Source organism: Ktedonospora formicarum, assembly GCF_016587355.1.
Taxonomy (GTDB): domain Bacteria; phylum Chloroflexota; class Ktedonobacteria; order Ktedonobacterales; family Ktedonobacteraceae; genus Ktedonobacter; species Ktedonobacter formicarum.
This window is the reverse complement of record NZ_BNJF01000001.1, coordinates 2,036,915-2,056,493: the sequence shown is the minus strand read 5'-3', so window position 1 is coordinate 2,056,493 and position 19,579 is coordinate 2,036,915. Positions and strand designations below refer to the sequence as shown.

Annotated in this window: 15 protein-coding genes and 1 pseudogene; 10 read left to right on the top strand and 6 right to left on the bottom strand. The window is 52.1% G+C overall.

Annotation, left to right across the window (positions count from 1 at the left end):
* The first annotated feature begins 97 nt into the window (after positions 1-97).
* The 3 genes from upp to K3T82_RS08800 all read left to right on the top strand — a co-directional run bounded on the left by upp (position 98) and on the right by K3T82_RS08800 (position 2,334).
* A complete protein-coding gene (gene upp / locus K3T82_RS08810; RefSeq protein ID WP_236031266.1) occupies positions 98-724 on the top strand; it encodes a uracil phosphoribosyltransferase in 627 nt (208 codons plus the stop codon).
* A gap of 95 nt (positions 725-819) precedes the next feature.
* Entirely contained in the window at positions 820-1,482 is a 663-nt protein-coding gene (locus K3T82_RS08805; protein WP_220193108.1) for a hypothetical protein, read from the top strand.
* Between the two features lie 33 nt (positions 1,483-1,515).
* Positions 1,516-2,334: a M55 family metallopeptidase gene (locus K3T82_RS08800; protein ID WP_220193107.1), complete on the top strand. Its 819-nt coding sequence runs from the start codon at positions 1,516-1,518 to the stop codon at positions 2,332-2,334.
* Positions 2,335-2,414: 80 nt separating this feature from the next.
* Here K3T82_RS08800 and K3T82_RS08795 read toward each other — a convergent pair whose 3' ends face one another.
* The 4 genes from K3T82_RS08795 to K3T82_RS08780 all read right to left on the bottom strand — a co-directional run bounded on the left by K3T82_RS08795 (position 2,415) and on the right by K3T82_RS08780 (position 10,102).
* Positions 2,415-5,594 (bottom strand): FHA domain-containing protein, encoded by a 3,180-nt coding sequence (locus tag K3T82_RS08795; protein WP_236031066.1) that lies wholly within the window; start codon positions 5,592-5,594, stop codon positions 2,415-2,417.
* A gap of 351 nt (positions 5,595-5,945) precedes the next feature.
* Positions 5,946-7,691 (bottom strand): methyl-accepting chemotaxis protein, encoded by a 1,746-nt coding sequence (locus K3T82_RS08790; RefSeq protein WP_220193106.1) that lies wholly within the window; start codon positions 7,689-7,691, stop codon positions 5,946-5,948.
* A 476-nt stretch (positions 7,692-8,167) separates the two neighbouring features.
* Positions 8,168-9,490, bottom strand: a complete 1,323-nt coding sequence (gene hflX, locus K3T82_RS08785; protein ID WP_220193105.1) for a GTPase HflX — start codon at positions 9,488-9,490, stop codon at positions 8,168-8,170.
* Between the two features lie 15 nt (positions 9,491-9,505).
* Positions 9,506-10,102 carry a CvpA family protein gene (locus K3T82_RS08780; protein WP_220193104.1) on the bottom strand — a complete coding sequence of 199 codons (597 nt, stop codon included), beginning with the start codon at positions 10,100-10,102 and terminating at the stop codon, positions 9,506-9,508.
* Between the two features lie 310 nt (positions 10,103-10,412).
* Between K3T82_RS08780 and tgt the strand changes: the two genes are divergently transcribed.
* The 3 genes from tgt to K3T82_RS08765 all read left to right on the top strand — a co-directional run bounded on the left by tgt (position 10,413) and on the right by K3T82_RS08765 (position 12,690).
* On the top strand, positions 10,413-11,555 hold the full coding sequence (gene tgt, locus K3T82_RS08775) for a tRNA guanosine(34) transglycosylase Tgt (protein ID WP_220193103.1): 1,143 nt from the start codon (positions 10,413-10,415) through the stop codon (positions 11,553-11,555).
* A complete protein-coding gene (locus tag K3T82_RS08770) occupies positions 11,539-12,369 on the top strand; it encodes a class I SAM-dependent methyltransferase (protein ID WP_220193102.1) in 831 nt (276 codons plus the stop codon). The genes tgt and K3T82_RS08770 overlap by 17 nt, the downstream gene beginning before the upstream one ends.
* Before the next feature lie 87 nt (positions 12,370-12,456).
* On the top strand, positions 12,457-12,690 hold the full coding sequence (locus K3T82_RS08765; protein WP_220193101.1) for a hypothetical protein: 234 nt from the start codon (positions 12,457-12,459) through the stop codon (positions 12,688-12,690).
* 109 nt (positions 12,691-12,799) lie between these two features.
* Here the strand turns inward: K3T82_RS08765 and K3T82_RS08760 are convergent, their stop codons facing one another.
* The gene (locus tag K3T82_RS08760) at positions 12,800-14,227 is read right to left on the bottom strand and encodes an MFS transporter (protein ID WP_220193100.1); all 1,428 of its coding nucleotides are present in this window, start codon (positions 14,225-14,227) and stop codon (positions 12,800-12,802) included.
* 200 nt (positions 14,228-14,427) lie between these two features.
* Between K3T82_RS08760 and rlmN the strand changes: the two genes are divergently transcribed.
* The gene (gene rlmN / locus K3T82_RS08755; protein ID WP_220193099.1) at positions 14,428-15,603 is read left to right on the top strand and encodes a dual-specificity RNA methyltransferase RlmN; all 1,176 of its coding nucleotides are present in this window, start codon (positions 14,428-14,430) and stop codon (positions 15,601-15,603) included.
* 248 nt (positions 15,604-15,851) lie between these two features.
* On the opposite strand, the gene rpmB is transcribed toward rlmN, so the two are convergent.
* Positions 15,852-16,049 (bottom strand): 50S ribosomal protein L28, encoded by a 198-nt coding sequence (gene rpmB / locus K3T82_RS08750; protein WP_220193098.1) that lies wholly within the window; start codon positions 16,047-16,049, stop codon positions 15,852-15,854.
* 353 nt (positions 16,050-16,402) lie between these two features.
* Between rpmB and K3T82_RS08745 the strand changes: the two genes are divergently transcribed.
* From K3T82_RS08745 to K3T82_RS49825, 3 genes and pseudogenes are all read left to right on the top strand, one after another.
* Positions 16,403-16,798 (top strand): Asp23/Gls24 family envelope stress response protein, encoded by a 396-nt coding sequence (locus K3T82_RS08745; RefSeq protein ID WP_220193097.1) that lies wholly within the window; start codon positions 16,403-16,405, stop codon positions 16,796-16,798.
* Between the two features lie 20 nt (positions 16,799-16,818).
* Positions 16,819-18,513, top strand: coding sequence for a DAK2 domain-containing protein (locus tag K3T82_RS08740; protein WP_220193096.1), 1,695 nt, complete (start codon positions 16,819-16,821; stop codon positions 18,511-18,513).
* Between the two features lie 140 nt (positions 18,514-18,653).
* Positions 18,654-19,543 (top strand): annotated as a pseudogene (locus tag K3T82_RS49825) (DegV family protein).
* Positions 19,544-19,579: the final 36 nt, after the last annotated feature.

The following is a 19,579-nucleotide window of genomic DNA, read 5'->3' as shown; positions in this document are numbered from 1 at the left end:
AGGAGAGTTTTTCATGTCCAACGTTACCACCCGGGAGGGGCGACCTGACCTGCCGATGCAGGGCGTACCCCAACCTGGTCGTGAGCAAGTCTTGAACCTGCCGCGTGTACATATTTCGCAGCATCCTGTGATGGTTCATAAAATGACCGCTCTGCGCAATAAGCACACGCCGCCACCTCAATTCTATCGCCTGGTGAAGGAGATTGGAAGTCTGCTAGCCTATGAAGCGACCGCACAACTGGATCTGGTAGAGAAGGTGATAGAGACGCCTCTGGAAAGCATGACTGGCTACAAGCTCGCCGGGGGTATTGGTATTACCCCCATTCTGCGCGCGGGCCTGGGATTAGCCGAGGGCTTCCGTGAGGTGTTGCACGATGTGCAGATCTGGCATCTAGGCTTGCGTCGCGATGAGCATACCCTCCAGGCTATGGAATACTATAACCGTATGCCTCACAACGTCGATTTCCAGATTTGCTATGTGGTAGATCCTATGCTGGCGACTGGTGGCTCGGCCATTGATACCGTCAACATTCTCAAGGAGAAGGGCGTCAGGCGTATTTCATATGCCTGCATCATTGCTGCCCCTTATGGCCTGCTCAAATTACGCCAGGCCCATCCTGATATTGACATTTATATCGCGGCCCTTGATGAGCGGCTTAACGACTATGGCTTTATCGTTCCCGGCCTGGGTGATGCTGGAGATCGCCAGTTCGGTACCTTTTAAGCCCGATGATCAAACCCGCCTGCTAACTGCAGGCGGGTTCCTGATACTGGTATGATTTTGCCAGCAATCCTTATCATGCAAGAGGAGTCCCTTTCGTGCCTACAGAATCAGATTCGCGTCCATCGCCAGAAGATCAGCCTCTAGACGCCCTGCCGGAGATCCCTGGAGAGAATTCGCCTGCACACACGAACGAAGTGGAGAGCGTGTCTGACAAGGAGCAGCCTGCGTCTCCTGAGATATCTGAAACTACAACCAGCCCTTCTCAGCCTGAAGAATTTACGCCTAATGGGGGGCCGCTTGGCTGCTGCATGGGGACAGTCGCAGGCATCTTTATCCTGTTACTCCTGGTTACTGGTCTCCCTCTTCTCATTACCAATAAAGCTCTGCCCCGCGTCTATTTTTTGCCATCTCTCCTGCTCGTCATTGTTGGCGCGCTCATTTGCGGCTTCTTTGGATGGCGCATTGGCAAACGCTTTTACCGTGAGTATGAGCCCCCGTCATTAAAGAGCGCAAACGAGCTTCCAGGTCGCGTCGCAAGCACGCCTGAGCAAGCGAGCGGCATGAGCGGTGTTGTACAATACACTATCTATAGGTTTCTCAGGGAGCACGTGCAGCCTCTAGCACATGCCTGGTGTTTACATGTACCCTGGCGGATTCGCTATAACTCCCGATATATGGCTTGTGTCGCGGTCTGGGGATGTCTCTGTATAGTAGAAAGAGATAGATGTCACCTCCTGGTTGGACGGCAGACCTGGTAAGAATCCATATGGCAGCGAGAAAGAGAGAAAAGTATGCGTGTAGTCATTTTCTGTGACATGGAGGGCATATCTGGTATTCAAACGTGGCCCCAGGTGACAAGCGGGACTCATATTTACGAAGAATGTCGTAAACTATACACGGAAGAGATGAATGCAGCAGTACGTGGCGCGCGTGCGGCCGGTGCCCGTGAGGTCTATGTCGTCGATTGCCATGGCGCGGGTGGGGAGCATAATTTTAAGAGCTTTGTGCCAGACCTGTTAGAGTCAGGTGCGCAATATGTGCTTGGGCATCCCTGGGCACGCTTCACCGATGCATATGAGATGGGTTGTGATGCCGTCCTCTTTGTCGGGGCGCACGCTATGGCGGGTGTACCCGATGGCATTCTCTGCCATACCGTCTCCACCGAATCCTGGCATAACGCCTCGATTAATGGCACCTTCGTCGGTGAAAGCGGCATTCTGGCTGCTATCGCGGGTTGCTGGGACGTACCTGTTGTCTTTGCTGCTGGCGATGCCGCAACTTGCCGTGAGGTCCAGGCTCTTCTTGGAAACGAGATTGTGACGGCTCAGGTCAAAAAGGGATTGGGTCGTTTCTCCGCGATCAATATGGCTCCTAAAGATGCCTGCTCGCTCATTGAGATGCGTGTGGCTCAAGCCCTGAGCCAGAAGAAGAACTGGCCCAAGCCACTCAAGTTTGAGGGGCCAGTGACCTTTAAAGTTGAGTTAGCGACTCCTGATGGGGTTAGCGACTTCATTAACCGTCCCAATGTGACTATCGAGGGCCCTCGTACCGTAACCTCAACTGCCGATAATTTCTGGCATGCCTGGGATCAGTTTTGGTACCGGCATTAAGAACTCATTTGTTTCTCAAACAAAAGAACAAGGCATCCGGAAAATATTACTCCGGGTGCCTTGTTCTGGTCTGAACGAGCTTAGACCTTTACATCCTTGCTCTTGAGGCAGAAGCCAACCACAATCGTTAATATAATGACGAAGGCCGCTAGAGCCCCCCAGGCTAGTAGGATGCGCTGCGTCGATTCGGCCTGGCTAAAGATGGAGAAGACATGTCCGTGATAGGTATAGTCATCACCAAACAGTTTGTCGCCGTTAATTTTATCGCCATGCAGGCCAGCCGATGAGCCAAGTGCCGCCATTGCCCAGCGGGTGGGGAAGAAGAACGACACTACCTGCATGAATTTATCCTTAAACGGGATAATCGAGCCAGAGAAGATGACCTGTGGAATCAGGATAATTGGTACAAAGCTTACAGCGCGGTCGTTGTTGGGCGAGAGCGCTGAGATTGTCAGGCCAATCATCAAACCCGCCAGCGAGGTTAACACTAGTGTGATATAGACCTCTAACAGTACCGGCAAGAAGGCACTGAAGACCAGCGGTTCACCAAGATTAATGATAAGCAGCAGGACACCGCTCTGGAAGAAGCAGAGCACGCCTAGCACGACGATTTTTGAGAACATGTAGGGGATGATACCCAGATTCACGGCTCGTTCGCGTCGGTAGATATGTGACTCTTTCACGATCTCACGCGAGCCATTGATACAGCCGAAGAGTACCGTACCGAAAGCCATGACGAAGAGCAACGTTTGAGCATCCGAGCCTAGAGCTGGCGTGATGAACTCTTGTAGCGCTTCATCTGCGTCGTTGTCTTTCTGTTTGACGAAGTCTATTCCGCGTGGATCATTCTTCAGGAAATCTTTGACCTTTTGGCAGCCCACAGTTTCTTTAGTATTGGCTTCTGGTAATGCCAGCGGCCCTTTTTTCGTAAGTATCTGGGTGCGACACTGGACGATCTTATCCTCATTGAAGACCCCGGTGCCAATTTCAAAGCGTACCATGCCAACCAGCAGGAGCGCGATAATTGGCGCCTGGAGCAGCAGGATTGCCAGGTTACCCGGATCATTCTTCAGCAGTTCGATATAGCGCATCGACATGATGATGAACTGCTTCAACGGATTGCCACCGCGTGCGCGCTTGACTTCGTTCTGCACACCCTGTCCGTTGGCGCGCTTGGCATGCCCCTCATTTACCGCCGCTACGACGTACTTATAGTACTCTGGCGAGGACTTAAAGCGTGCTTCAGCCTCGGATGGCACATTTGGATTCTCTTTTGAAGGCTCCAGTGAACTGTAGATTTCGGCAAAGTCGGTCTTGTTAAAGTATGTTTTGGCTTCGTTTGGTGGACCAAAGTAGGCCAAACGCCCTCCCTGGCAGAGGAAGCAGACGTAGTCACAGGCATTAATATTGTTGGTGGCGTGTGTTACCAGGATGATCGTGCGCCCTCGGTCCGCCAGGCGGCGCAAGAGGAACATCATCTTACGGTCCAGACCTGGATCAAGGCCCGAGGTTGGCTCATCCAGGAAGAAGACGCTCGGATTGGCTAGCAGTTCAAGCGCGATAGAGACGCGCTTGCGCTGTCCACCTGAGAGTTTATTGACCAGCAACTTGCGGCGCTCGGACATTTCGACGTCATCGAGTACCTCATTGATACGCTGATTGATCTGCTCTTTTGTGAAGTCGCTTGGTAAGCGCATCTTTGCCGCGTAGTAGAGCGCGCGCTCTACTGTTAGTTCTCGGTGAACGATGTCGTCCTGGGGCACATAGCCAAGCTGAGTACTAAAGGCCGAGAGGTTGTGATAGTAATCCTGGCCGTTATAGAGCACTGTGCCCTTCTGCGCAGGCCGCAGGCCATTGAGCGCATCCATCAAGGTAGATTTGCCTGCGCCTGAGCCACCAACCAGGGCTACGAATTTGCGTGGTGGGATGACCAGCGAAATGTCGTTGAGCAGCACGACGTTATTATTGCCATGCTTCACGAGGTTGAGCGCATCAATGCGGATGCTGGTACTCTCGTCATACTGCGTGAGTTGGGTACCAGTATAGGTAAGTCGATATGGACCGATGCGAATCTCATCTCCAGCCCTCAGGGCTTGTTGTGAGACTCGTTGCCCATTGACATAGGTATGGTTGGTGCTATTGAGGTCGATGGCGCGATGTGTATTATTGGGTCCCTGCTCTACGCGCGCGTGATAGGCTGAGATCAAGGGATGGTTCAGCACTACCATGTTGTTGGGGGCACGTCCAATTGTGATTACCGGAGCATTCAACGGGATCGGATGGATCTCCGGTGGCTGCTCTTGCGAGGCCCCGCTACCATTGTCATATGTCAGAGTAACGAGTGTGCCGTGCTCGTCACCGATACGGAAAATATCACCGTGGACCAGTGGTTTGCGAAATTGTTCTTCGCCGCGAATGATACGCCCTTGATAGAGCAGCCCATTCAGCGTGCGCCCACGTGAGGGGTGTGGGTGAATCAGGACCCAATCATTGCCTTCGCGCACGATCTGAGCATGGAACGCGGAGACCACTGGTTCGTTCACCACGATATCGCACGCTGGATTGCGTCCGATATTGATTACCGGCTTTAACAACGGCTGCTTGAGCGTTCCATATTGAATGTTGCTACTGATCTCAATGCTTGGCATACCCGCGATGGCAGTGCGATCTCCTGAGCCTGGAAGTCCCTGTGAGGCGGGAGGTGCGCTGCCCATTGGAGCTATTGGTGGTACTCCACCCATCGGAGCCTGGGGCGGTATTCCACCCATGGATGCTTGAGGTGGTACTCCTCCAAACGGAGCCTGCATCGGCGCACTGCTTGGAGGAACTGAGCCCGCGATTGGAGCTATTGGTGGCGTTGGAACTGGCGGAACCGGTGTGGCAGCGGGTTGAGCGGAAAGTACCAACGGTGTGCCTGCGGTCCCTTGAGCAGGCGGGGCCTGCAAGGAGATAACCGTGAATGTGCTATCTTCACCCAGTGTTACATTGCTGTTCAGTACTAACGTTCCACGCTGCACTTTATTCTGGTTGAGCAAGATGTTACTGCTGCGAGAGAGATTCTCTACCAGCCAGTTACCGTTGTCCCAGAAGATCCGTGCATGTCGCCGCGATACCTTAGGATCTGGAATGATGATATCATTGCCACCTTCGCGTCCAAGGTCAATAGAGGATCTGGTAATTGGAAATACTTGACCGTTTAACGGCCCGGACACAAACTTGATAGAGCCATAACTTGGAGGGCTACTTGCTGAGTTTATCAACTGTCTTACTCCCTAACGCGTGGTCAATTATCATGTCTCACTGTTGCCGCGCATGCTCCCCACTCTTCAAGCAAGAAGCACACGCAACGGCCCATTGCCTGCATCTCCAACCATTGCTGCCTTTGCCCCTAAAGCATATGCCAATGCTGCCTGTTTGGCAGCTTGCTTCGCTTAAGTGCGCAAAAGCTTACCTCTTACCACATAGACGCAGAAACTGCTTATTACTCGTTGAGCAATTTTCTCTGGACAGCCGTTGCCTGAGTTTGTGGGCGTGAACTCCTTCTTAATTATGCGCGGACTCTTCCCTTCCTGAATATGCGATAACTCACAAAAATACAGGTAATTCGCTCCTTAGACGTGCAAATCATAGCTGATACGGAAGACTGCCATTCGTGAACGCAAGGCATCGGAGAGGTTGAGCAGGTGCTCTAATGACTCCTGCATATTGCGCATACTCTGTGTGATATCTCCTGTAGTGCGTGAGATATCATGTACTACACCCACTACTCTTTGCGCGCCCTTCATCTGCTGATCTGAGGTTATACAAATCCCTTCGATCAGCATTGAAAGCTGCTCAGTAACCGCGCTAATGGCCTCCAAAGCGACACCTGTCTGCATTACCAATTCAGTCTGCATCACGACTCGCTGCGTATTCTGCTCTACGCTTTGAGACATGGCTGTGGTTTCATGCTGGATTGTGCGGATATATGCGCCAACCTTGCGTGCTGCTTCGCTTCCATAGTTGGCGAGAGTGCGCACTTCTTGCGCGACCAGGACGAAGCCCTGACCATGCTCTTGCGCTCTGGTAGCCTCGATAGCCGCGTTGAGCGCGACATGGTGCATACGAATGGCAAGATCGGAGATATCTGTTACGGACTCATTAATGGTTTGACCGCTCTCACTGAGGGTCTTCATGGTGCGTCCCGATTCCAGCGTGGTCTCACGTACCATTCCCATTCCGTCTACAGCGCGCATGACTGCGCTTTGGGCTTCTCGCGTGACTTCCGCGACGTCTGATGATGTTTGCGAAAGCGTATTGGCTTTATCTGATACCTGACGCATCAATTCGGCGATCTGCTCAATAATCGTCGAGATCTGCTCTACCTTCTGCCCTTGCTGGGCTGTATCTCGTACCAGGGATTCGGAGCTCAGGCGCACGCTTCGAGTATGATCATCGACAGCCTCAGTGACCATCTGTACCCGTCCGAGTAGTGAACCGATCTCGCTCACTACCTGATTAATAGACTCGGCGATAGGCTGAAGCTTTTCGTGATGAGAGGAGAGGCGCACACGTAAGTCTCCGCTACGTAGAGGCTCCATCTCTTCACGTAAACGGGCTACTCCCTCTTCCAGAGCTCGATGCTCCTCTTCTCGTTCTTGAAACAGGCGCGTGTTATCAATGGCGATTGCAGCCTGCTGAGCAAAAAGTTCGGCCAACTCTATGCGACTCTCAGATGGATGGCTCCCATCTTCGGGATTGCCCATTGAGAGTACTGCCAGCAATTTCTCCTCGCGCAAGCTATATAAGGGGATGATCAGCGTGTCCTCTGGATGCCATTTCCCCTCGCCATACCCTTCCAGGGTGCCAGCAGGAACATTGACTAGCTCGGTGAAGTTCTCCTTCATTTGAGTATGAGAGAGGAAGTAGCTCTGACTGATGCGATACTCGGGACGCATCATGCCCAACATTGTTGCCAGCGGCTCGGGATTGTCTTTCAATCGTCGCTCGTCTTCCGGCGAGACACCAATACAGGCTGCTACTCGCGTTACCTGTGCCTGCTCATCCACCAGATTAATTGCCAGGGCCTGAAATCCTGTACAGTTCGCGATGGATGCCGCGATTTGTTGCAGCACATCATCAAGCCCCAGATCCGCTCTAAGCAGGTTCCCCAGACGCAATAGCTCTTTAATGTGCTCTCCTCGACGCTTTGCTTCACCCTCATTGGCGTAGGAAAATAGTCCCCCGTGTTCACTAGTGGCTACGGGTTCGGCCCCGCCAGAAAAATCCCCCTGCTGCTGTTCAGGACCGGGGGCCGGTCGAAAACGTACGCGTAGAGGTATGGGTCGACTCTTCAACTTAGGGTGTAGTTCTGCCATAACGCTTCCCCAGAGCTTTTACTAAGATCTTATGTAGAAACTGACACTGTTGTTGTGCCTAGCGCGAATCTCTTGCTCGAAATCCAGAGCACGCTGTGCTTCCGCCCCAAATCAGCGCTTGTCGCCATTCTGGAGACGTTGGTTTTTGCACAACCCAGAGATGCTCCTGTTTTCGGAGAGATCGTAAAAATATCGGCGAATATATAAGCTTTATATTGGAATTGGCTTATATAATTTGCCATTGTCCCTACCATATCACATTTCCGCTTTTTCTGTATACTCTCTTGTGCAGAAACCCGCGTGCTTGTACTAGCCATGATGTCGCATTGCGGTAGCGGTGATCCTGGCTTGTGGGGAGATCTTTGATACGGAGTGCTGACCAACCATCACCTTGCAGTGATCGCTCACACTGGCAGCGGATAAGGTGTGCTAGTGTGAGCGATCGCTTACACTGTGTCGGCTAAGGTTATGATTTCTCACTCTGTCACTTCAACAAAAGGTAGGAAGTAGGCCGCTAGGGAATGGGGGAGTCTCCCCTGAAGCCAGGTTCCCTCTTCGTCATGTTCCTCATGTTCAATCAGGCCTCGTCGGTGGAAAAGCTCGACCAGATCTCCGCGCTCAAAGGGCAACAACACTCGTACCTGTTCCATCGCGTCCGCGAGAACTGATGAGATCTTCGCGCATAGCTCCTCAAGTCCAGTTACTTGCGTGGCTGAGATTGGTACGGCATTGGTGTAGAGGCTGGTATCGATTGTTGCCGGATCATGGAGCAGGTCTATCTTATTAAGCGCGGTCACACGCGGTTTATCGCTGGCTCCCAGTTCGTCAAGAATATCGCGTACGGTCTCACTCTGCTCAAAGGCATTCTCATGCCGAATATCCACCACTTCTAACAATAGGTCCGCTTCTACAACCTCTTCTAGCGTAGCCCGGAAGGCCGCGATCAGGCGGGTTGGAAGCTTCTGGATAAACCCGACTGTGTCGGAGAGCAGAGCCTCCTGATTGTTGGGTAGCAAGAGGCGGCGCGTTATGGGATCTAGCGTGGCGAAGAGCTTGTCTTCTGCCAGTGAGCCAGCACCAGTCAGTGCATTGAAGAGGGTAGATTTGCCTGCGTTCGTATAACCCACCAGGGCGATAGTTGGCATGGCCTGTGCTATGCGCTGTTTGCGCTGTAATGCACGTTGCGCGTGTGTCTCTTCAATTTCTTTGCGCAATGAGGTGATGCGATGACGAATGCGGCGGCGATCAAGCTCAAGGCGAGTCTCGCCGGGACCTCGCACGCCAATTGCGCCGCCCGTTCCACCTGCGCCTAGTGAGCCACCAGCCTGACGCGAATAAGTGCTACTACCTGCCAGGCGCGGCAGGAGATACTCAGCCTGCGCCAATTCAACCTGCAAGCGTCCCTCATGCGACCGCGCGCGTTGCGCGAAGACGTCGAGAATCAGCGCGGTCCGGTCAACTACACGCGCGTTGAGCATCTTCTCTAGTGTCTTCTGCTGTGTCGGTGATAATTCATCATCGAAGATGATCAGGTCCAGCGTCAATTGCTTATCCAACTCTGCCAGCTCTTGTGCCTTGCCCTTTCCCAGATAGGTTTGAGCATCTGGTTGTGCCAGGTGCTGGACCATGCGCCCGAGGACTGTCGCGCCTGCCGTGTTAGCAAGCTCCTCCAACTCATTCAGTGAGTCCTCCGCACCCCACATGCTCTCCTGCTCATTAGCTTCAACAGCCACTAAATAGGCCAGCTCTGGCCCTTGGCGTCTACTATCATTCAAGCGATGTATCGTAATCTCCTCCATTCCTGAATGGCGCTACTACTTCATTGTTATGCCTCTCACCCCCATTGTAAGTGAGCCTCGAATGAAACGCAACCTGGGGTGCCATGTCTGTGTTAGCGCAGGGAGCGTATGCACAAAGAACGAGTTTAGACGAGCGAACAGGCTCTCACTAACTGCCGCGTTGTAGAAATCATGCCATGATCGCAATTGTTGCGGGCTGACACGGAATATTCCACGCTGCGCATCCGCCAGAAATCCGCTTAGCACAATCAGTAAGAGCAACCAGAGCAGCCAGGCTTCAAACAGGCCGATGAAACCTCCAAGCAAGGCATCGCCAAAACCCACGCCTGGTATCTTCTGTACCGCACCGCGAATAAGTGTGCCTGCAATATGGAAGATAAAGACTACACCAAAGAAGATTGCGAGCATTGCGATGAGGGGCGTAGCTGGAGCGTTATCTGAGGCTAGTATTGTTGTGAACTCTGGTCCATAGGTATAAGCCGCGAACCAACCAATGGGAATGCTAATCAAATTGATAAGGCTAAAGATGGCTCCATTGCGTATTCCGTTAAACACCATCAATGCTACCGTCACGACAAACAGGATATCGACAATGCTTATATTCAATATCATATTGTGAACCTCCACCTCCTCCGAGGCACTTGAATATCATAAGTTCTCCATAATAGATACGCGCTAAAATCGCGCCTCGTCACACTCCAGGTTGTGAATTGCTCTGTTTTCTCATCGCCCCATTCCTTAACACTGTAGAATGCTTCTGGTATCTCGCTCCACCTTTGGATCTGATGAGCTATCAAGGGCCACGAGTCGCCTCTATAAATAGCTAGACAGCACCCGCTATAATAGGGGGAATAGCGCTGGGCCATGCTGGGCAAGAGGCGCTTCATATAAGGAATAAGTAGACAAAGGATAGCATCAGGCCATGAGTTCAGCCACACCAGACCATAGCTCTTCCTCAATAGGTGATGTCAGTCAGCAGCGTGTACACACGCTCCAGCTACCACATGGAGCTATTACGCTTCCTGTGTATATGCCGGATGCGACGCTTGGCGTCGTGCGTGCTATTGACGCGACGGATCTGGAAGCTGATTCGGTGCAGGCGGTAGTCATGAATACTTTCCACCTGATGCAGCGCCCTGGCTCCTCCACTATTCAAGCTCTGGGTGGCCTCCACCAGATGAGTGCCTGGCAGAGACCCATTGTGACGGATTCAGGCGGCTTCCAGGCCTATTCGCTCATTCAGCAGAACGCGAAATTTGGTTCCTTGAGTAATGACGGGATCACCTTTAAGCCTGAAGGCTCCAATCGTAAATTTCTCCTGAGTCCCGAGAAAGCTATTCAGCTTCAGTTCAGCTATGATAGCGATGTTGTGATGTGCCTTGATTATTGCACCCATGTAGATGCTCCTGAGGCGATTCAAGAGGAAGCCGTCGAGCGCACCATTGAGTGGGCGAAACGCTGTAAACGTGAGTTTCAGCTTCAGGTCGCGCAACGCAAACTCGGCGATAAACGCCCTCACCTCTTCGGTGTTATTCAAGGAGGTGGATCATTTGCGCTTCGTAAGCGTTGCGCCGAGGCCTTACTTGAGATCGGTTTCGACGGCTTTGGTTACGGTGGCTGGCCTCTGGATAAGCAAGGCAAGCTCTTGATCGATATTATTACCTATACGCGGGAGCTTGTTCCGGCATCTTTCCCGATGCATGCTCTTGGCGTGGGCCATCCAGGGAATGTCGCCGAGTGCGCGAAGGTTGGCTATGGTATTTTCGATAGCGCTATGCCCACCCGCGACGCGCGCCACGGTCGCCTATATGCCTTCGCGGATCGGACGGACGATGCAAAATGGTTTTCATATATCTATGTGAATGATGATAAGCATATCAAGAGCGAACGTCCAGTCTCAATTGTCTGTGATTGCCTCTGCTGTTCTCATTATTCCCTCGGCTACCTTCATCACCTGTTTAAGGTAGGAGATACCCTCTTCTATCGCCTTGCAACCCTGCACAATCTGCGCTTTATGACTATGCTGGAACAGCGATTGCGAGAGGTCTATGCCAAAGGAGCATGAGCGGCAAGCGGATCAAATTGAGCATCTGGTTGCTGAGGTGCTCGCTAGTAGCAAGTATCGCGATACCAGCCCTGCCCTGGTGCGTACTATCGCGAGTCAGGAGATTGTGAAGCGGCGCGGCACGAAGGATATCATTAAGGCTATTAAAAACAAGCTGCATCAGGTTAGCGGGGCCTATCTACCTGGCAATGAAGATTATCAGCAATGGCATACGCAGCTTGCCGAGGCTGCTAGCCTCAACGATTCTGAACACCTCAAGCAAACCTGCCGGGCCATTATGAATTCCCACGCCTCAACTCGCGAGCGCCTTCCTGTTCTGGAAAGTTTCTATTCAACCCTATTTGCTGAAGTTGGGCCTTATCAGAGCATACTTGATGTCGCCTGTGGTCTCAATCCGCTCTGCATTCCCTGGCTACCACGTGTTCCATCCGTACCTCTGACATACTATGCCTGCGATATCCATGAGCGGCTTAGCGACTTTCTGAATAATAGCTTTCCGCTCCTTGGTATACAAGGCACTGCCTGGACTCAGGATGTCATTCAGCAACCACCTGAGATTGAGGTGGATATCGCCTTCATCTTTAAGACACTTCCCTGTCTGGAACAAGTTGATAAGCAGGCAAGCCAACGCCTTCTGCGCGCTATTCGAGCTCGCCATCTCTTTGTTTCCTTCCCCGTTGCCAGTCTGGGTGGACGTGGTAAGGGTATGTCCGCGAACTATGAAGCCCATTTTCAACAGCTTGTTGCGGACTCTCCCTGGCGCATCCAGAGATACCCTTTTGCGACCGAACTGGTCTTTCATCTGACCCATTAGGGCTGCACTAGAGCATCGGTAAGGCATTCTAATGGGCGTGATCACAGCACCGTCAGCCGACAGGTTGCTACCCTGGGTCGCCTGGGATTGGTAACGCGTCATGTTAGTGCCAGCGATGGGCGAGAACGCAAGGTGGCTACCACGCCAGAAGGACTGGCAATTACTAATGCTCTGGATGCGGCTCGTGAGTGGTTGATGCAACCCATCCTTGCACAGTGGGATAAGCGGGACTGGAAGACCTTTGTCTCGCTGCTCCGTCGTTTTGTTGATGATGCTTTAGCCATTTCGACGAAGGAAAATGCTGAAAGACATCCCCAATAGTGGCTCATGGGTATTACTTGCCTGATGTTCTATAGCAGAGTTCAGAAGCCTTGAGCTCTTTCGTATGTAGGCATTGCGCTTCTGCTAACGCCGGGCCCCGGCTCAATCGTCAACTCTCGGAGTGGTGCTGTGCCTTCTTTGGCGGTTCGGTGAAGTGAGATGCCCAATAACAGAAGACTAGCATCGCGGCAGCTAGAACTACTATCAGTAGATTGAAGCCCAACCATTGAGCGATAGCCCCCGCGAAGAGCAGGACCGGAATTGAGCCTGAGTTGTAGAGCATGAACTGAAAGGCTAGTACACGTGCGCGTCCACTTTCAGGCGCTCGCTCCTGCATAATCGTATTTGTGGGAATGTTGACGCAGGCCATCGCAACGCCCAAGAGTGTGATGAGGCAAATGATGGTCCAGAATAACCCTGGCGAAGTCGCGCTATGTGCCGGGTCCAGGCGCGTCCATAGCCATTGTGTTGTAGGTAGAAGTAAGAAGCCAACCGCAAGCGAGATAAAGCCAATCAATGTTAGGCGAATGCGCCCGAGGCGTTCGGTAAGGGGAGTCATGAGTACTGATGCTCCCACCAGCCCAATGCCAGCGGGAGCCAGGATCAAGGCCATATCCTCTGGTGGGCGGTGTAGCGCTTCCTGTACAAAGGTGCCTGCGAGCTCACCAATGAGTAGTTGCAAAATACCAACTACCGAGAGTTGTACTACGGAGAAGAAGAGCAAGCTATCGGCACGTACGATATGCCAACCTTGATTTAGATCTCGCCATAGCCGCCTGAGTGCCTCTTGTGTTGTGCTCTGTTCACGTTCTCGTTGTGCTTCTTTCAGGTGTGGCTCGGTGAAATGACGCGCTGGAATACATAGTATAAGCACGGCGCAGACCGCGTACAGAATTGCGACGAGCAGGAAGAGCATATCGATGGATTGCACATGGAAGATATGCTTGCCCAGATGAATATCAAAGGGCGTAAAGAGTGCGGTGGCGACGCGTCCCAGTACCAGGAAGCCAAGAGCCTGGGAGATGGTGATCGAGATGTTGAAGAGTGAGAGGGCTGGCATCAGGTCGCGTTCGCCAACCAGCAAAGGAATAGACGTGCCTTCGGCAGGGATAAAGAATTGTCCTATTAACGAGGTACAATAGGTCAGGAGCAGAAGCGGCCAGAGGTTTCCCCGGTTTAGTACTATGCTCACAAACATCAACAGGACTGTAAGCATACGCAGGATATTGCTTATCCAGAGTACCTGTCGCTTATTGAGGCGATCCACCACTGCTCCGGCGATGGCGCTAAAGGGGATAGCTGGTAATGTGAAAGCAATGATTGCCAATCCCGCCATGAAGACCGACTGGGTTACGCTATTGACCAGCACAATCACGCCGTAGTTCGTCGCATTCAAGATCGTCAAGGAAATCAACTGGGCCATCCATAGCAAGAGGAAGTTTCTGTTATGCAAGACACGCCTGATCCGCGCCTGGCTATTTGCGCTCTTCCTGGTAGGCTGTTCCGATTGTGACTTTGGCGTGCTTTGAAGCGACATCAGCTCCCGCTTTCTGCTCTATCAGAATCCTGGTTTGTTCAATCCTAACGAGCTATCCTTGATACTTCTTATATACATGTATGGCTGAAAGTGAAAAAAGTTATATCTGCGTAATACGTGTGAATGTTTTATGCCTTCTCGACATTTAAGGCTTTACAAAGTGGACAAAGCGACTACAAAAACCTTATAATACCCACACTATGATACCAACATCGACACCATCTACAGATAACATACAACCTAAAACTGATCTGCTCTCGCTTACACTGCCGCAACTACAGGAATGGCTGACCGCGCGAGGTGAGGCACCTTTTCGCGCCACGCAGATCTATAGCTGGATCTACCAGCGCCTTGTTGACAACTTTGCGGCCATGACCAACCTGCCTCAGAAGCTTCGCCAACGTCTTGAAGAGGAAGCGACTATCGGCCCCGTGGTTGTGCGTAGCGAACAGCATTCTAAAGATGATCGCACGCGCAAAATCCTACTAGAACTCGCTGATGGCAAGCTGATCGAGTCGGTGTTGATGCTGTATCCACCTCTTGGCGAGAGTAGTTCTCGCGCGACTGTCTGTGTCTCCAGTCAGGCGGGATGTGCCTTTGGTTGTACCTTTTGTGCTACGGGACAGATGGGCTTTGACCGCCATCTTCAGGCAGGCGAGATTGTCGCGCAGGTACTTTTCTTTGCGCGCGAACTGCAACAGGAGCCTTGGAGCGCTGTAGGTCTGCCTGGTAGCACGCCCATTGACCACATCACTAATATCGTGCTCATGGGTATGGGCGAGCCACTCCACAACTACACTAATGTGCTTCAGGCTTTACGCATCCTGAATAGCGCAAAGGGCTTCAATCTTGGCGCGCGGCACATGACGGTTTCGACCGTTGGTCTGGTTCCAGCGATTCGTAAGCTCAGTCAAGAGCAGTTACAGGTGAACCTTGCCATCTCTTTACACGCCCCTACCAATGAGGCGCGAAGCGAGACCATGCCTGTTACGCGTAAGTATCCCCTGCAAGAGTTGATGGCTGCCTGTCAGGATTATATCGCTGCCACGCGCCGCCAGGTCACCTTTGAGTATGTCTTGCTGGCTGGGGTTAACGATACTGAGGAGCGAGCTCACCAACTTGGTGAGTTGCTGGCCCCGCTGAAGCAGTTCGCGCATGTCAATTGTATCCCGGTCAATGTCACCTCAGCGGGTTACCGTCCACCTTCATCTGAAGCCATCCGTACCTTCCGTAATATCCTCTATGAGCATGGAATCAGCAATAGCGTCCGCGCTGAACGTGGCGACGACATCGCTGCAGCTTGTGGACAATTACGCACGCGCTTTGAGAACCGACGCCAACCCAGCCGTATCTCAGTTCTTCCATCGCAGGTGTAATGGGACTACGATCTATCAGCAGTGGCTACCCCTCGACTACGTAGCCTCTATACAATGTTTTCGCGAAAACATTGTATAGAGGCTACGTTTTTACTTGAGGGATGTGAAGGGCGATGCGGCTCCATAGGAAGCCGCGCTGCTTTCCTTGTTTATCTGGAAATATAGAAAGGGTACCCGCAACGATCACCTCTCCTCGATGAAGGAGGAAGTCACCGTTGTGGATACCCTTTGTTTTTCTTCTGTTTTGCTTAGCGCACCTTGGGCAGTTTGCTCATGGTTCGCAAGCAGCGTGTGCAGATATTGACGTTTTGCAACGTGCCATTTACCTCAAGGCGACGGCGCTGCACATTGAGCACGAAGCGACGACGCGTGCGGTGCTGCGAGTGTGGCACGTTGTTTCCGTACATCGGCTTGCGCTCACAGATATCACAACGACCTGCTGCCATTTTTCTCTTCCTTCCTACCAGACTGCGACGGAAACATGCCCTGTGCTCATGACCTGCTTCTATAGTTAAGAGGCTCCGGCAGCGACCATTCCGGGCTGCCGACACAACGTTCCGCTGCTGCTTGATTTATGATTGGGGTCTCTGGTATACTGCTTCAGTGGCTACTCCCTTGTGTTATTGCCAGGGAGGCGCGGGAGCAATCTCCTTCGCGGTAGCCGCACAACCAGAATGATGATAAGCTGAAACAGCGATATTGTCAAGACTAACAACGCGTGCTTCGCTTGGGAAACCCTGGCACGTTATGCGAGTATAACCCATACGGGCCAATTTGGCAAGAGAGAAGATCATTGCGTATGCCAAAAGCACATGCTTTAAAAGCACAATCCAACTCTCACCCCAGAGGCAAAATTGAAGTCCTACCCAACGCTATTCATACCATTGTCGTACAGGCTACAACAGGTTGCTATGGTGTCTTAGGGCTTGCCTCGCCTCGTTTACACTATGGGCAAGCAACGTTGCTCGAAGCCGGGCAGGCGAATCAAGGTGTTCGAGTCAGCGTGATCAATGACCAGCTTATTGTGGATGTGTATATCGTGCTGGAGTATGGATTGCGTATTTCCGAAATCGCTCACAATATTATGAGTAGCGTTAAATTCTCGCTTGAGAAGACGTTAGGCCTGCCCGTTGCTCAAGTCAATGTGAATGTTCAGGGGCTCCTTCATGGGCCCGGTACATCAGAAAATTTGTAAAAAAAGGTAGCACAGTCGCTATGCAGGAACATTCCCCACGCGCAATCCGACAACGAACCAGACGTATCAGCGTTTTTGACGGCCAGGATTTAAGAAAAGCTATTCTGGCAGGCGCGGCGTGGTTGGAAGAGAATCGAGAGAAGATTAATGCTCTCAATGTCTTCCCCGTCCCCGATGGTGACACTGGATCAAATATGTCCGCGACGATGAGGTCGGCTATTCGTACCATTGCTAATAGCGAAGAGACTTCTGCCTCCGCGATAGCGGCGCGTCTCTCTCACGATGCCTTGCTTGGTGCGCGCGGTAACTCCGGTGTCATTCTCTCACAAACGCTACGTGGTCTGGCTCAAGGTCTGAATGGAAAGGCCACCTTCTCCGCTCCTGACCTCGCCGAAGCGTTCCAACAGGCGCAACGTCTCGCCTATCGTGCTGTTATCAAGCCCGTTGAGGGAACTATCCTGACAGTCGTCCGCGAAACAGCTGAGGCTGCGACTCAGAGTGCGGAGCGTGGCGATGACCTGGTCGGGCTGATGCAAGAGGCTGTTTCTGCCGCTCGCAGATCTGTCGCACGTACCCCCGATCTCCTGCCAACCCTCAAGCAGGCAGGAGTGGTTGATGCCGGCGGACAAGGCTTCTGTACTATCCTGGAAGGCATTCTGCGCTATATACGTGGAGAAGCCTTCACCTCCACACTCCCCGAGACTCCTACATCTCCTCGCCTCGAGGAAAAGCAGATCAAAAAGGGGCGGGTCACGGTTGAGGAGGAGTTTGGCTATGAGGTGGTCTTCCTACTACGTGGCGAGAATCTTGATGTTGAACAAATCCGCCAGACTATCATCGATATGGGTGGCGTCTCGACCGTTGTAGCAGGTGATGAGCAACTTCTTAAAGTGCATACTCATACCTTGACGCCTGGTAAGATCCTTGATTATGGTGTTAGTTTGGGTAGCCTCAATGATATTAATATCGAGAACCTACAGGAACAAAGCTTAACCTATGCCGCCGAGAGTGCCGCCGAACATGCCAGCGATGATGGGGCTGCCGCAGAGCAAGAGCCGGTTCATGTGGCGCTGGTTGCCGTTGCCTCTGGTGCAGGCTTCGAGGAGGTCTACAAAGGCATGGGGGTACATAGCATTGTCTCTGGTGGGCAGACCATGAATCCCAGTATTGAAGAACTCCTCGCGGCAGTCGATAATGCTCCCTCACAACAAGTCATCATCCTCCCCAATAATAGTAATGTTATCCTTAGTGCTCAACAGGTTGGTGGTCTGACTCAGAAAGAGGTCTATGTCATCCCTAGTAAGACGTTGCCTCAAGGTATTGCCGCCCTTATGGCTTACAACTATGAGGATGACTTTGCCAACAACTGCCAGACTATGACTGAAGCCTCCCAAACTATCCAAACCGCCGAAATCACGACCGCTGTCCGCACGGTGAATATCCACAATATCAATGTGCGCGAAGGTGATTTTATTGGTGTCATTAATGGCAATCTGGCGGTCGCGGGTCAGCAGATGTCTCAGGTGCTCGAAGATACTCTCCAGCGTATGCATATTGATAACTACGAAATAGTTACTATATATTATGGCGCAGATGTATCTGCGGAAGCCGCCAATGAAACGAGCAAGCGACTTAAACAACTGCATTCACATCTTGAGATTGAAGTTGTCAATGGTGGGCAGCCCTATTATACCTATATTCTCTCAGTGGAGTGAGTGAAGAGGGCCCATTGAGATCAGAGCGAGGGGTGTAGTACCCTTGCCCTGTCCCGGAAGTATTGCTATTGCGCGCGCAGACGTGCGCCTAACTAAGGATGATATGCTGGCCGAATGCGCATAGTTGCTCCTAATATCAGATGTGGGGCAGCGAAGAAATGACGCCATTGCGGCAGGAGGAAATTATGACCGTTCGCATTGTAACTGATAGCACTTCAGATTTACCACTTGAGCAGGCGAAGGCATTAGGTATCGAGATTGTTCCCCTTACCGTAACCTTTGGTGATGAAGCTTATCTCGATAATGTAGAGATGGATAACGCTGCCTTCTATCAAAAGCTGCAAGAGAGTAAAGAGCTTCCCCGTACCTCACAGCCCGCCCCCGCCAAATTCCAGGAGACGTATACACGCCTGATTGACGAGGGGGCAAGTGGCATCCTCTCCGTTCACCTTGCATCCAAGCTGAGTGGAACTTATCAGTCGGCCCGAACCGCATATGATACGTTGCCAGCCGATGCCCAAAAAACGCCCATTGAGATCATCGATTCTACAAGTATTAGTGCCGGACTGGGTTATCCAATTATCAAAGCTGCCGAAGAATCTCGGCAGGGCCTGTCCCTGGAGGAGATCAAGGCTAATCTGCTCGATCGTCTGGAGCGCTCACGCATCTTCGCTGTCCTGGATACGCTGGAATATGTCAGGCGTGGGGGCGTATAGGTGGAGCGACGGCCATGCTTGGCAATGTGTTGAATATCAAACCTATCATTGCCCTGAAAGAAGGCGAAGTTGTGCCGATTGAGCGTGCTCGTACACGTGGTAAAGCCTATGCGCGTGTCGCTCAAATTCTTCAGTCATTAGGACCAATTGAGTATCTGGCAATTGCTCAATCCAGCCAGGAAACGGGTGAACAGCTTGCTGAGGCGCTCAGAACTGTATATTCAGAAGAGATCGCGATCTGGAAATTGGGGGCGGTCCTTGGCACGCATACAGGCCCGGGTACGGCTGCGATCTCGGTTGTCACAGCGCGATAATAGCTTGCGATAATAACTTAAAATAATGCTTGAGGT

Coding starts and splice junctions, on each gene's coding strand:
- K3T82_RS08800 (WP_220193107.1), top strand. CDS start 1,516: ATGCGTGTAGTCATTTTCTGTGACATGGAGGGCATATCTGGTATTCAA.
- K3T82_RS08790 (WP_220193106.1), bottom strand. CDS start 7,691: ATGGCAGAACTACACCCTAAGTTGAAGAGTCGACCCATACCTCTACGC.
- hflX (WP_220193105.1), bottom strand. CDS start 9,490: ATGGAGGAGATTACGATACATCGCTTGAATGATAGTAGACGCCAAGGG.
- K3T82_RS08780 (WP_220193104.1), bottom strand. CDS start 10,102: ATGATATTGAATATAAGCATTGTCGATATCCTGTTTGTCGTGACGGTA.
- tgt (WP_220193103.1), top strand. CDS start 10,413: ATGAGTTCAGCCACACCAGACCATAGCTCTTCCTCAATAGGTGATGTC.
- K3T82_RS08770 (WP_220193102.1), top strand. CDS start 11,539: ATGCCAAAGGAGCATGAGCGGCAAGCGGATCAAATTGAGCATCTGGTT.
- K3T82_RS08760 (WP_220193100.1), bottom strand. CDS start 14,227: ATGTCGCTTCAAAGCACGCCAAAGTCACAATCGGAACAGCCTACCAGG.
- rlmN (WP_220193099.1), top strand. CDS start 14,428: ATGATACCAACATCGACACCATCTACAGATAACATACAACCTAAAACT.
- rpmB (WP_220193098.1), bottom strand. CDS start 16,049: ATGGCAGCAGGTCGTTGTGATATCTGTGAGCGCAAGCCGATGTACGGA.
- K3T82_RS08745 (WP_220193097.1), top strand. CDS start 16,403: ATGCCAAAAGCACATGCTTTAAAAGCACAATCCAACTCTCACCCCAGA.
- K3T82_RS08740 (WP_220193096.1), top strand. CDS start 16,819: ATGCAGGAACATTCCCCACGCGCAATCCGACAACGAACCAGACGTATC.